This window comes from Roseibium sp. Sym1 (assembly GCF_027359675.1).
Taxonomy (GTDB): domain Bacteria; phylum Pseudomonadota; class Alphaproteobacteria; order Rhizobiales; family Stappiaceae; genus Roseibium.
In genome coordinates, this window is record NZ_CP114786.1 from 2,819,309 (window position 1) to 2,832,850 (window position 13,542).

At 62.6% G+C, this 13,542-nt stretch carries 8 protein-coding genes; 3 read left to right on the plus strand and 5 right to left on the minus strand.

Features of this window, described 5'->3' with window-relative positions:
• Positions 1 to 9 precede the first annotated feature (9 nt).
• From O6760_RS12825 to O6760_RS12845, 5 genes are all read right to left on the minus strand, one after another.
• On the minus strand, positions 10 to 1,452 hold the full coding sequence (locus O6760_RS12825; RefSeq protein ID WP_269585750.1) for a serine protease: 1,443 nt from the start codon (positions 1,450 to 1,452) through the stop codon (positions 10 to 12).
• 127 nt (positions 1,453 to 1,579) lie between these two features.
• Positions 1,580 to 2,455, minus strand: coding sequence for a transglutaminase family protein (locus O6760_RS12830; RefSeq protein WP_269585751.1), 876 nt, complete (start codon positions 2,453 to 2,455; stop codon positions 1,580 to 1,582).
• Positions 2,456 to 2,512: 57 nt separating this feature from the next.
• Positions 2,513 to 4,918, minus strand: coding sequence for a circularly permuted type 2 ATP-grasp protein (locus O6760_RS12835; RefSeq protein WP_269585752.1), 2,406 nt, complete (start codon positions 4,916 to 4,918; stop codon positions 2,513 to 2,515).
• Positions 4,919 to 4,954: 36 nt separating this feature from the next.
• Complete coding sequence (locus O6760_RS12840) at positions 4,955 to 8,287, minus strand: transglutaminase family protein (RefSeq protein WP_269585753.1); 3,333 nt, start codon at positions 8,285 to 8,287, stop codon at positions 4,955 to 4,957.
• Between the two features lie 114 nt (positions 8,288 to 8,401).
• Positions 8,402 to 9,310, minus strand: a complete 909-nt coding sequence (locus tag O6760_RS12845) for a hypothetical protein (protein ID WP_269585754.1) — start codon at positions 9,308 to 9,310, stop codon at positions 8,402 to 8,404.
• A gap of 322 nt (positions 9,311 to 9,632) precedes the next feature.
• Between O6760_RS12845 and O6760_RS12850 the strand changes: the two genes are divergently transcribed.
• From O6760_RS12850 to O6760_RS12860, 3 genes are all read left to right on the plus strand, one after another.
• Positions 9,633 to 10,721 carry an ABC transporter substrate-binding protein gene (locus tag O6760_RS12850; RefSeq protein WP_269585755.1) on the plus strand — a complete coding sequence of 363 codons (1,089 nt, stop codon included), beginning with the start codon at positions 9,633 to 9,635 and terminating at the stop codon, positions 10,719 to 10,721.
• Positions 10,722 to 10,857: 136 nt separating this feature from the next.
• Complete coding sequence (gene kynA, locus O6760_RS12855; protein WP_269585756.1) at positions 10,858 to 11,712, plus strand: tryptophan 2,3-dioxygenase; 855 nt, start codon at positions 10,858 to 10,860, stop codon at positions 11,710 to 11,712.
• A gap of 277 nt (positions 11,713 to 11,989) precedes the next feature.
• Positions 11,990 to 13,126: an ABC transporter substrate-binding protein gene (locus O6760_RS12860; protein WP_269585757.1), complete on the plus strand. Its 1,137-nt coding sequence runs from the start codon at positions 11,990 to 11,992 to the stop codon at positions 13,124 to 13,126.
• Positions 13,127 to 13,542 lie beyond the last annotated feature (416 nt).

Genomic DNA, 13,542 nt, shown 5'->3' on the forward strand with positions numbered 1-13,542 from the left:
TTGCGGCTATCAGTTCTTGCAGAGGATCTGGACCGTGTAGCGGGCGGCTTCCTCGTCGATTACGGTCGGGCTCTTCAGCCGGGTGATCGTGTTGTAGGACGGCGACAGCCCGAGGCTCTCCATGAAGGTGGACATCAGCCGGCCGCGGATGGCGAAATTGATGTTCTCAGGCAGATCGCCGGCCACCTGCAGTGTCTTGAACTTGTCCAGGCGCGACACGACCGTGCCGATCAGGGCACCTGTCCTGTCCAGCACGGGCCCGCCGGAATTGCCCGGCTGCACCGGTGCGGACACCATGAAATGGCGGATGTCGCCCTTGACCCCGGCCAGTGACGAGACGATTCCGTAGGTGAAATTCAGGTTGTTGTCGAGGATCTGCGCGAAGGGATACCCGAGGACAAACACCTCTTCCCCGCGCACGATAGGCTGTTTCGACCGGAATTGCGCGAAATGTTCCGCGTGCTTGCTGTCCAGCTGGATGATGGCCAGGTCATTGACCAGGTCGGCCTGCACCAGGCTGGCGGTGCCATGGCCGGGCACTTCCAGAAAACCGCAGTCGCTGACCACATGCGCATTGGTGCCGATATGCCCGGCCGCCGTGACCAGGTAGCCCGAGCCCGAGGAGGAGCCTGTGGGCATCTTGCGGGCCCGGTCGGATTTGCCCGTTGCCGCGGCCGCGGCGTGCTTGCCCGCTTCCGGTGTGTTCAGGTCCGGAGCGGAGGTCATGGCATCGAGCTTGCCTGTATCCTGGTTGCCCTCGAAATAACGCAGACTGTTGGACATGGCGACAGCGACCCGGTCCATGAACACCGCGTGTCTCGGCTCCCAGGAGAGCGAGAAGCCCCTGTTGTCGGCGGCGGTCTTCATGATCCTGGCATAGAAGTCGCGGCCGTCCTTTTGGCCGGAGACGACAAAATAGTCGTTTCTCATCAGCTTGAATTCGACGGTTCTGCCGTCGCCTGTCCGGGTCAGGCGCCTGAACAGGTCCTTGTAGGCGGTTTCCGTGTGGGGAACACGCAGGGTCTCCAGCGCGATGCTGCCGTCATAGGCCTGCCAGCGCTGCCCGCGTTCGCCCGGGGTGGGCGGTTCGAACAGTTTCACCGGCACGCCGAATGTTATGCCGGTCGACGCATCGTTCTTCGTTTCGAAGCCGACGCGCTTGACGAGGTCCAGACCGTCGCGCTGCAGGACCAGAAGTTCGGCAGGATCCAGCACGCCGTCGGGTTCATACTCCCGGTGCTTCTGGAATGTGGTCAGGGCGTTGTAGGTGAGCTTGCCGAATGTGCCGTCCACGATCGAGGCGTAGTCGCCGGTAAAAACCAGAAGGAATTGCGTCCGGATGCGTTCCTGGTAGGTCATCTCGTTGAACCAGGCCTTGGACTGATTGTAGTCCGCCAGGCTCGATCCGGCCGATACAAACAACAAAAACACTGCCAATAGGAATGAACGCATCACCAGCTCCCGCACCCGTGGTCGCGCACTACACTTTAGCAAAACCGGCCGACAGGGAACAGGCCGGGCGAGGTCTGCGGGGGATATCTCGGGATTAGGGTCCTGACCCTAGGAACGGCACCCGCCGTCAATGTGGAATGACATCCACCTTGTGGCTCGTCGTCTGGCCGCCGGCAGTGCGCAGGGCCCCCTTGACCGGAGCGACATCGCCGTAATCGCGTCCGTAGGCCACCACGATGTGATCCTGGCCGACCCGAAGCGCGTTGGTCGGGTCGTATTCGACCCAGCCCACATCAATGCCGCACCACGCCCGTACCCAGGCATGCATCGCATCGGCCCCTTCAAGGCGCGGCTGGCCCTTTGGCGGAATCGTGCGCAGGAAACCGCTGACATAGCCTGCCGGGATGCCGATACTCCTGAGGCAGGCAATCATGATGTGCGAGAAGTCCTGGCAAACTCCGTGACGGCGCTCGAAGGCTTCCATGACCGGCGTGTCGACCGTGGTGGCCTCCGCGTCGAATTTCAGCTCCGCATTGAGGGCCTTGCCGAGCGCCTCCACGGCGCAGAGAGTGCTCATGTCCGTCGAGGCATGCTGCTGTGCATAGTGCGCAAAGGCGGGATCGAGCGGCAGCCGCGGAGACGCTGCCAGAAAATGCAGGGGTTCGTTCGGGGCCAGCGACTGGATGCTGCCGAGTTCCCTCGGCAACAGGTTCAAGGGCGGGGAAATGTCGAATTCTTCCGGAACGGCTGTCCTGTCGACACGGGCCTTCAGCTTGAAGACAAGGTCGCTGTGGGAGCTGCGATAGGCCACATCGGTGACCGCGTTTCCGAAAAAATCGATGCGATCATGCCGTTCCGACGGCTCGGGCAGCAACTGGACCTGCCCGGCCAGAAGCCGTTGTGCGCCTGAAATGGTTGCCGGCATCAGGCGCAGGGCGTGGCGCCCGGCATTTGCCGGACTGGCATAGTTGTAGCTGATTTCAAGATTCAGGTCGTAAAGCAAAATCGTCTCGTTGCCGGCAGGGTGTTGGGTCCGGTGTACTCAAAAGCGGGGTTAAGGTCACCGGATATAGGCATCGGTCAGCTCCACGGAGAGATGGGCAATCTGGTCCCTGAGCTCTCCAAGCTTTTCGGGAACAAGCGTGTCGGGAGTGGAGATGGCCAGGCTGGTGTGGATCTGCAGCACGGAGCGCGCGAGTTCCGACAGGTGGCCGTTTTCCGACGATCCCGGCAACACGCCGACGTGATCCTTCATGTCGTTCAACTGGTAGAGCACGGAGCGCGGGTTCTTGGTGTCCATCGCCAGGAGGTCGAGCACGGTGGACTGGCTGAGGGAGACCGCGTAGCGCCGGCTCATCGACATGGCACTGTCGCCGACCTCCAGCAGCAGTTCCAGGGCACCTTCCGGCGCGTCCTCGGCCGTGAACTCGGCCAGAAGGTCGGCCATCCGGTGGGCGCGCTCCAGGGCCCGGCCAATACTCAGGAACCGCCAGCCGGTAAAGCGGTACATGTTCTCGTGCACCAGTCCCGAAAAGCCGGTGATCTTGCGCAGCAGCAGCCCCATGGCACGGGTCACGTCCGCGCTGTCGCGCATCGTTCTCCTGGCGCCGTTGGCGGACTGCGCGAGGTCGTTGAGGGCCAGCCAGCCGTCGACGGAAAAACGGTCGCGCACCTTGGACGCACTGGCAACGGCCGATTGCAGCATCTCGCAGAGGCCTTCGGGAACAGGCTCGACCGGTGCCACACCGATCTTGTCCAGGAATTCGCCTGCCTGGGCCACCAGCGGTGCCTCCGGATCGGCCGTTTCCAGTAAGCGCGCGTGATAGGCGCGCAGCAGCCGCACGGCGCCCTCGGCGCGCTCCACGTAACGGCCGAGCCAGAACAGGTTGTCGGCGGCACGGGACGGCAGGGCTCCGCTCTGGGTCTTGAAGAACGGCGATTCCGTCTGGTGCAGAAGGGTTTCCTTGACTGGTTTCTGCCCGGCGACGATCCAGACATCCGCCGCGGAGCCGCCCGCCTGCATCGCGATTGCGCTGGCATCCTCCGTCCGGCCGATCCTGGCAAAGCCGCCGGACATGACTTCCCAGCCGTTGGCGGTGCGGGCCAGAAAGACGCGCAGGCTCATCGGCCGTGGCAGCAGCTGCCCGTCATGATAGGCAGGTGTCGTCGACAGCGTGACCGCTTCCTGGCCGACCAGATTGCTGGCCCTGCCGTCGATCCAGGATTCCAGGTTGCCCTGGCTTCGCTCGTGAAAGTCCTTGCCGATGAAGTCCGTCTGGGCCGAGGTGAAGGGCAGCGCGGTGCTCAGTGCCGGGCTGAACATCATGGTTTCGGCGTGTTCCTTGACATAGTCCCGCGTCGAGGTCTCGCCGCACCACCATGTCGCGACATTCGGAATCTTCAGCGGTTCGCCCATAAGGTGTTCGCAAATGCGGGGCAGGAAGGCCAGCAGCGCACGGGTTTCCAGGAAGCCCGAGCCAAGGGCGTTGACCATCGTGACTGTGCCCTGGCGGACCGCCTGTACCAGCCCCGGCGTGCCGATCTGCGACGTCTCGTTCAGTTCGAGGGGATCCGTCCAGCTTGCGTCCTGACGCCGCCACAGCACGCTGACGGGTTTCAGGCCCGCGACGGTACGCACCATCAGACGGTCGTTCTCGACGGTCAGGTCTTCGCCTTCAAGCAGCATGAAGCCGAGATAGCGGGCGATATAGGCGTGTTCGAAATAGGTGTCGTTCAGCGGCCCGGGAGTCAGGATCGACACCCGGCTGTCGGGCTCGCCGCGCAGGTCGACAAGGTGATCCCGGAAGCGGCGGAAGAACCCGGCCAGCCGGTGAACATTCGCCCTTGCGAAGAACTCGTTGAAGACGCGCCCCGTGGCCACACGGTTTTCCAGCGCGAAACCGGCGCCGGAGGGCGCCTGCGCCCGGTCCGACAGCACCCACCAGGTGCCGTCCGGCCCGCGGCCGATCTCGAAGGCCAGAAAATGCAGGAAATGACCGGACCGGGGCTCGACACCCACCAGCGGGCGCTGCCATTCCGGGCTCTTCGCGACAAGGTTCGCCGGCAGCAGCCGGTCGGAGACAAGCCGGTTCGGGCCGTAAAGATCGGCAACCACCTGCTCCAGCAGTTCCGCGCGCTGGACAAGCCCGTCCGAAATCACCTGCCAGTCGTCCTGGCTTATGATGACGGGAATATGGCTGAACGGCCATTCCCGCTCATTCGGGCCATCCTGGCCGTATTGGCGGAAATAGACGCCGGCATCGTTGAGATACTGATTGCCGCGCGCGAAGCGTTCGAGGATCGTCTCCGGCGACAGGCCGGACAGATGATCGAGAAAGGGCCGCCAGACCGGCCGCACCCGGCCGTCGGGATAAAGCAGCTCGTCGGAAACCCCCGGAAAAGGGCGATAAGCCTTCAACAGGCTGTAATCTTGCGCTCCTTTTTCAGTGTCTTCGTCCAGGCTCATGCGTCATTTTCCATACGGCTGGTCGCTGGTCGACCGTCAGACATTCTGCGGTCTGCGCAGGTCCAAGGTCAACGGAAACTCCGGATGGGGGCGCTCAAGGCCGGGCATGTAGAGACCGGGCGTGTGGCCGTGAGGCTCGAACCGGGCCAGACGCCGGGCTTCCGCCTCGTTGCCATTGACCGGGAAGGTTTCATAATTGCGCCCGCCCGGATGGGCAACATGATAAACACATCCGCCGAGGGCCCGCCCGCTCCAACGGTCGAAAATGTCGAAGGTCAGCGGGGCATCGACCGGGTGGACCGGATGCAGGGCCATGGCGGGCTGCCAGGCCTTGTAGCGGACCCCCGCGACCGAGACACCGTTGGTCTCGGTTTTCTGCAGGGGCATCGTGCGGCCGTTGCAGGTCACCGCATAGCGGTCCGGATCGCTGCAGGTCAGCTTGACCTGAAGACGTTCCGTCGAACTGTCGGTGTAGCGCACGGTGCCGCCGATGGCACCGGTTTCACCCAGAACATGCCAGGGCTCGAGGGCCTGGCGCAGCTCCAGGTGCACACCGTCGACCTCGATCTCGCCACAGAACGGGAAGCGGAATTCCGCCTGGGCCTCGAACCAGTCGGATCGCATCTGGAAACCGTGATGGTCCAGATCGCGCAGGACATCCAGGAAGTCGGTCCAGACGTAATGCGGCAGCATGAAACGGTCATGCAGGGCCGTGCCCCAACGGGTCAGGTTGCCGGAAAGCGGCTGCTGCCACAGCCGGGCGACCAGGGCCCGAAGAAGCAGTTGCTGGGCGAGACTCATGCGCGGATCGGGCGGCATTTCGAAGCCGCGGAACTCGACGAGCCCGAGGCGCCCGGTCGGGCCGTCGGGAGAATAGAGCTTGTCGATGCAGATCTCGGCCCGGTGGGTGTTGCCGGTGACATCCACCAGGAGATTGCGCAGCAGCCGGTCGACCAGCCAGGGGAAGGGCGCCTGCCCTTCATGCGGCCGGTGGATCTGGGACAGGGCGACTTCAAGTTCGTAAAGACCGTCATGCCGGGCCTCGTCGACACGCGGTGCCTGCGAGGTCGGCCCGATGAAGAGACCCGAGAACAGGTAGGACAGGCTCGGGTGGCGTTGCCAGTGCAGGATCAGGCTGCGCAGCAGGTCGGGACGGCGCAGGAACGGGCTGTCGAGCGGTGTCGCACCACCGACGACCACATGGTTGCCGCCGCCGGTGCCGGTGTGTTTGCCGTCGATCATGAACTTGTCGGCGCCGAGCCTTGTCTGGCGGGCATCCTCGTAGACACCCTCGGTGATCGCCACACAGTCCTGCCAACTGGACGCGGGATGGATGTTGACCTCGATGACGCCCGGGTCCGGAGCAACCCTTATGACATTCATGCGCGGATCGGTGGGGGGCGGATAGCCCTCGATATGCACCGGCAGGCCGAGATCCGCTGCGGCCGCTTCGGCAACGGAAACAAGTTCCAGGTAATCCTCGAGCCGCTCCACGGGCGGCATGAAAACGCACAGGCGGCCGTCACGGGGTTCGACCGACAAGGCGGTCCGGATCGCGCCGTCATCGGTTTCGCCTTTGGTCAGCGTCTGCTCGCGTCGGTCTTGCTGGGGGGAGCCGGCGTTGAAATGGGCGACGTCCTGGACCCTGTCCGGTTTCGGTCCGGCCGGAAATTCCGGCAGGGGATCGCGCGGCACGGTCGGGTCGGCAATGTTTGTATAGGGATATTGCGACGGCGGCACGTGGGGCAGCGATTCCAGGGGAATGCGGTAGCCGGCGGGGCTGTCGCCGGGCACCAGGAACAGTGCTTCCCGGCGCAGTTTCCAGCGCTCGGAGCGCCACCGCTTGCCGGAAGCCCTGGACTGCCAGCGCTGCACCGGCAACACATGGCCGGCCGGTTTCGACAGGCCGCGATCGAACACGCGGGCAATACGATGCCGGGCCTCGGCGTCTTCCAGTTTCGAGTTATCCGGAGTGACGTTTTCGGGAAGATTGGCTTCCTTGACCAGCCAGACCGCGGGGTCCTCGTAGGCGGGAACGACATATTCCGGGTCGATCTCCAGCTTGCCGGCAATCGCCTTCATCAGGGCTTCCGCCTTCTCGGCATCCGCGCCGGTGTCCTGGCCCTCGTCGGCAATCAGCGCCGGATCGTGCCAGATCGGTTTTTCGTCCCGGCGCCAGTAAAGCGAGAACGTCCAGCGCGGCAGGGTCTCGCCCGGATACCACTTGCCCTGGCCGTAGTGCAGGAATCCCCCGGGAGCGAAGCGGTCGCGCAGGCGGCGGATCAGGCTGTCAGCCAAGTCACGCTTGGTGGGGCCGACCGCGTCGGTGTTCCATTCCGCGGATTCAAAATCGTCGATCGAGACGAAGGTCGGTTCGCCGCCCATGGTCAGGCGGACGTCTTCCTGGGCAAGAATCCGGTCGACCTTGTCGCCCATCTGGTTGAGGGCGGTCCAGGCGTCGTCGGAGAAGGGCTTGGTGATCCGCGGGTGTTCTGCGACCCGGGCGACCTTCATGTCGAATTCAAAGTCGACATCCGCCTTGCTGGCCATGCCGACGATCGGCGCCGCGTTGGTGTAGTGCGGGGTGGCGGCCAGCGGGATATGGCTCTCGCCGGTCAAGAGGCCGGAAGTCGGATCGAGCCCGATCCAGCCCGCGCCGGGCAGATAGACTTCGGCCCAGGCATGCAGGTCGGTGAAATCGTGATCAGTGCCCGACGGGCCGTCAAGGGCCTCCAGGTCCGGTTTCAGCTGGATGAGATAACCGGAGACGAACCGGGCAGCGAACCCGAGATGTCTGAGGGCCTGTACGAGAAGCCAGCTGGAGTCCCGACAGGAGCCGGTGCCTTTCTCGAAGGTCTCTTCGGGTGTCTGGACGCCCGGTTCCATGCGGATGACATAGCCGACCGCCTCGGACACGCGCGCGTTCAGCATCACGATGAAGTCGACCGTGCGCAGCTCGTCCCTCGGGATGGTTTCCAGGAAGGCCTTCATGCGCGGGCCGGTCGGGTCCAGGCGCCGGTAGATCTGCAGGTCTTCGCTGAGTTCGGGCGGATAGTCGAAGGGCCAGGTCTCCGCGCGTTCCTCGACGAAGAAATCGAACGGATTGTAGACCGACATGTCGGCGACCAGGTCGACCTCGATCTTGAATTCGCGCACCGGCTCGGGAAAGACGAAGCGCGCCAGCCAGTTGCCGTAGGGATCCTGCTGGTGATTGACGAAGTGGCCGGACGGCGAAACCTTCAGGGAATGCGACAGCACCTTCGTGCGGCTATGCGGTGCGGGACGGAGCCGGATAACCTGCGGGCTCAACGTGACCGGACGGTCGTACCGGTAGTGGGTAAGATGATAAATGCTTGCTCGTATAGACATTTCCTGGTCCTGATCCGCTTCGGCTCAAACGCGCGGGCTCAGGTTTTCACAAAATGACACACTGCACCATGTCTTTCTGCAAGCGGTCTGCCCGGTCTTCGCTCAGCTCTTCGCTCAGCTGCCGTCCCCGGGAGGAACAAGTGAGGCGGTGGCCGGGTCAAACCAGAAGGACGGGACGTCCAGTGGTGTCGCCGCGCTCAGATTGGGATTGGTGACCGAAAAGATCTTGCGCGTCGACAACCGGGCGCGCTCGATGTCCTCGCGGTGGTAATCCAGGAAATGGCGGTCAAAGGATCCGTCGGCAATCATCTTTTTCAGGCCTGTCTCAATCCGCCTGGCGAGGTCGGGATGCGCGGGGCTGACAAAGAAATAGGTCGGCAGCGGAATGAACAGGCACAGACCGTCCTCGACCACCAGGTTTTCGTTTTCTGCCGAAAAGGCATCCTGCTCGCGGAAAGCCTCGTTGATGCCCCGTCCGAACGTGATGAACCGCCTGAGCTTCAGCATCTTGAACAGTGCGGAATAGTCGGGATTGGTGATAACCGTGAAACCGTTTTCTTCCAGCACGCGCCGGGTCGACCATTGTGCGCCCGATCCGGTCGGGAAGGCCTTGAGATCTTCTAGCGTTTTCACCTCGGACAAAGCCGGCTGGTCCTGCCGGTTGATCAGAAACAGCCTGTATCCCTGGATGCCCTTCCTTATGGGGATGCGGATGGTCAGAAGCTGGTCCTCCCATCCCGGTTTCGGTGCTTCCGCGATAACATGGATCGATTGGCCCGCAATCAGTTCCTGCAGCAGCCGGTCGCGTGAAAAACGTTCTTTCGCCCGGACGACCGTGTCCTGCGATCCACTGGCCTCAAGGCTCTTTTCGAGCAGTTGTTCGACATAGAGGTAGCGCTGGTCCTGGTCGGCGAACGGCTTCAGTGTGATGATTTCGGCGGCATCGATCCGGCCTGGCGAAGCACAGGTCATGAAAACCAGGATCAGGAAACATGCGGTCGCGCTTTTTGTTTCGTTAAGCATTTTGCCACCTACCTGGCTACATAATGCACCAAGAAAATCCATTTTGGTATTTTTGTCTTGCTTTGAAAACGCCTTGCTTTACGCCTGCTCCGGTCGGAAAACGGTCCTGGCTGCCGCCCGTGCCCGGTGTTCGCGCTTGCCGGATTTCAAGGCAGGCGGTCGGGTTGGCGGGCTGACGTTTCGGGCGGACAATGCGGTTGTGCGAAGGATGCCGTTTCAGCGGTGGACCGTGCAATGACCGGATAGACTTGTTGCGGATGTCGGCGCATCGTCCGGGAAACCTTCCCGGCCGGTGGCACGCACATCGGAGCAAAGGAATGCAATGATCGTCAGAGTCTTTTGCATCGTGTGTTTCTGGATTGCGGCCCAGGCCGTCCAGGCCGCCGATTTTCGCGTCACCTTCGTCAATCCGGGTGGTGAGACGGGATTCTGGGGCGAGGTGTCGAAGACGATGGCGGCGGCCGCGGCGGATCTGAATGCCGACCTGGAAATCCTGAATGCCGACCGGCAGCCCTATGCCATGGAAGAGCTGCTCAGCCAGCGGCTGGTCCAGGGTGATCTGCCTGACTATTTCATCCTGGTGAACGAGAACCAGTCCGCGGCCAGGCTCATGCAGCTGCTGGAGGGGAAGCCCAGCAAGGTCCTGTTCCTGCTCAACAAGCTGACCCCGATGCAGAAGAACATTCTGGAACGGCGCAATATCGACCTGAGCAGCGTCATCGCCTCGATCGTGCCCGACAACGAAACTGCGGGTTACGAAATGGCACTGAGCCTTTTCACGGAAGCGCGAAAGCTCCGGTCCGGAACCGAGCAGATCCGGTTACTGGCCCTGACCGGCGACAGCAACACACCCGCCGGCCTGCAGCGCGAACTCGGCATGACGCGGGCTGTTGCCGACAATCCCGACGTGACCCTGGTTCACGCCATTCCGGTGGAGTGGAACGAGGAGCTCGCCTATCAGCGGACCAGGAACGTTCTGGCGCGCACGCGGATCGATATTGTCTGGGGCGCAAACGACGACCTGGCGATCGGGGCCGGGAAAGCGGCGCGTGAGGCAGGACTGACCGCGGGCAAGGATATTTTCTTCGCAGGTCTGAACTGGTCGAAGCGTGGCATGGATGCCGTCCAAGGCACGGAAATGACCATGAGCCACGGGGGGCATTTCTTTGCCGGCGCATGGTCGATCGTCATGCTGCGTGATCACTATTTCCGGGACGTGAAGGGTGAGGTCTATGTCGACGTGCTGTTCAAGATGTCGCCGATCACCCCGGAGAATGTCGAGACCTATCTGGAGCGCCTTGGGGATGGCGATTGGGACAAGATCGACTTTGGTCGTTTCTGCAAGTCCAGGTCCGGCCGCAGTCATTACGATTTTTCCGCGGATGCCATCCTGGAGGCGGCGGGAAGTTAGGGTGCGAACCCATATTTCGACGTCTTGAAATCTCTCCTGTCCAAGTGCCTTTTCCGGCAGCTATAGATGCAGTGAGGAGCCAAGGGCCGCGGCATCATTTGTGTCCCGGACCCAAGGAGCCCCCAGGGAGAGACTGATGACTGATGAAACCGGCCACGGCGGCGCTTACAATCCGGAAACCGAAGGCGCCGAAATGCGGTTTTCCGACAAGATGTCCTATGGCGACTATCTGGGCCTGTCGCAGATCCTGACGGCGCAGGCACCGCTTTCCAAGGCACCCGACGAACTGCTTTTCATCATTCAGCATCAGACATCCGAACTCTGGATGAAACTGATGCTGCATGAGCTGGATGCCGCCCGCGACGCCATTGCCGACGACCACATGCCCGAGGCAATGAAACTGCTCGCGCGGGTGAGCCGGATCATGGAACAGCTCAATTCCGCATGGGACGTGCTCCGGACCATGACGCCGAGCGACTACACCCAGTTCCGCGACGCGCTGGGCATGTCGTCGGGCTTCCAGTCGCTGCAATACCGCCTGATCGAATACGCGCTGGGCAATCGCAACACCGCGATGGTCAGGCCGCACGAACACGATCCGGACAGCGTTGCGCTGTTGAACGCGGAACTGGCCCGCCCGAGCCTTTACCAGGTGGTGCTGTCCTTCGCCCGCCGGCGGGGGCTCGCCGTGCCGAATGAATATACCGACACGCCGTCCTGCGCACCGTATGCGGCCGTGCCGGAGATCATGGCGCTGTGGCAGACCGTTTACCGGGATCCCTCGGCCCACTGGACGCTTTACGAGGTCGGCGAGAAGCTGGTCGATCTGGAGGACTATTTCCGCCGCTGGCGCTTCAACCATGTCACCACCGTGGAACGGGTCATCGGCTTCAAGCGCGGCACCGGCGGCACGGGCGGCGTCTCCTATCTGAAGCGCATGCTGGACGTGGAGCTCTTTCCCGAACTCTGGCACGTGCGCACCGAGCTCTGACGGCTGGAAGGGGGAACGGGCGAAAGATGCCAGGGAACGCGGATTGCCACCTCTCCCGGCGGGAGAGGGAGCCCGGCAAGACCACACGCGATTATCCTGCCAATTGCGAGGCGATTTCTTCAGGAGGCCGTTCTTTCAGCTTTGGTGACAAGGACGTGCCCTTCCAAGGTTTCTTATTCTCAAAATTGCCTGTTTGCCATCTGCCTGGGTGCCGATAAAGTGTCCTGCCAAGAGCCGGGAAAAGGCTCAAAGGGATTGAATGAGAGGGGATTTTCAAATGTTCAAACACCTTGCAGCAGCGGCGAGCGTCCTTGCGCTTGTGTCCGGAAGCGCCCTGGCCGAACCGGTCAAGGTCGGCATGATCACGACGCTTTCAGGCGGTGGCGCCGGTCTTGGGATCGATGTGCGCGACGGCTTCTTGCTGGCCGTGAAACAGGCCGGCAATCCGGATCTGGAAGTCATTGTCGAGGACGACCAGCGCAAGCCGGATGTCGCCGTGCAGCTGGCCGACAAGCTGGTCCAGTCGGAAAAGGTCGATGTCTTGACCGGCATCATCTGGTCGAACCTGGCCATGGCCGTGGTGCCTTCGGTGACCGCGCAGGGCAAGTTCTACCTGTCGCCGAATGCGGGCCCGTCCGCGCTGGCGGGCAAGGGCTGCCATCCGAACTATTTCAACGTCGCCTGGCAGAACGACAACCTGCATGAGGCCGCCGGTGCCTATGCCAAGGAAGCCGGCTACAAGAACAGCTTCATCCTGGCGCCGAACTATCCGGCCGGCCAGGACGCGCTGACCGGGTACAAGCGGTTCTATGACGGTGAGTTGGCGGGCGAGATCTACACCAAGCTCGGCCAGACCGATTACGCCGCCGAACTCGCCCAGATAAGGGCGTCGGGCGCGGACAGCGTGTTCTTCTTCCTGCCCGGCGGCATGGGCATCTCGTTCCTGAAGCAGTATGCCGACAGCGGCATCGACCTGCCGGTGGTCGGCCCGGCTTTCTCGTTCGACCAGGGCATCCTGCAGGCGGTCGGGGACGCCGCGCTCGGCGTCAAGAACACCAGCCAGTGGAACAAGGACATCGACAACGACGCCAACAAGGCCTTTGTCGAAAGCTTCCAGGCCGAATATGGCCGCCTGCCGTCGCTCTATGCCTCGCAGGGCTTCGACACGGCCAACCTGCTGCTGTCCGCGATGGGCAAGGCGGACGTAAAGGATGCCGATGCGTTTCGTGCGGCGCTCGAGGAAGCCGACTTCGCGTCCACGCGCGGTGACTTCAAATTCGGCCCGAACCACCACCCGATCCAGGACATCTATGTCCGCGAGGTGATCAAGGAAGGCGACGTCTACACCAACAAGATCATCGCCACGGCAATGGAAGACCATGCCGACGCCTATGCGGCCGAGTGCAAGATGTAAGGCTTTCTTTCTGGTCTGAACAAAGAAAGGCGCGGCCATTCGGTCGCGCCTTTTCTGCTTCCGGAACATCCTCGGCCTGGGCCATCGCGAGCCCGCTCTGACCCCGCCTCCGTCATTGCAGGGCTTGACCCACTGCTGTCCGGTTTAACGCGGCTCAGTTACAACAGGTCATTGATTCATTGTCGATATTTACGCTTCTCCTAGTCCGGGACACGCAGTGCCTTACCACTTGCACCCCTCTCCCCCCCTGGAGGGGGAGATGTCCGGGAACCGGACAGAGGGGGGGCGCGGCGGTTCCTCGAATTCGGAAAAGGTCCTGTCTGCCGAGAGGTTGAGCCCCCCCTCTGTCTCCTGTCGGAGACATCTCCCCCTCCAGGGGGGAGAGTGGAACAAGCGGCAAAGCCTGTTTGCGCACC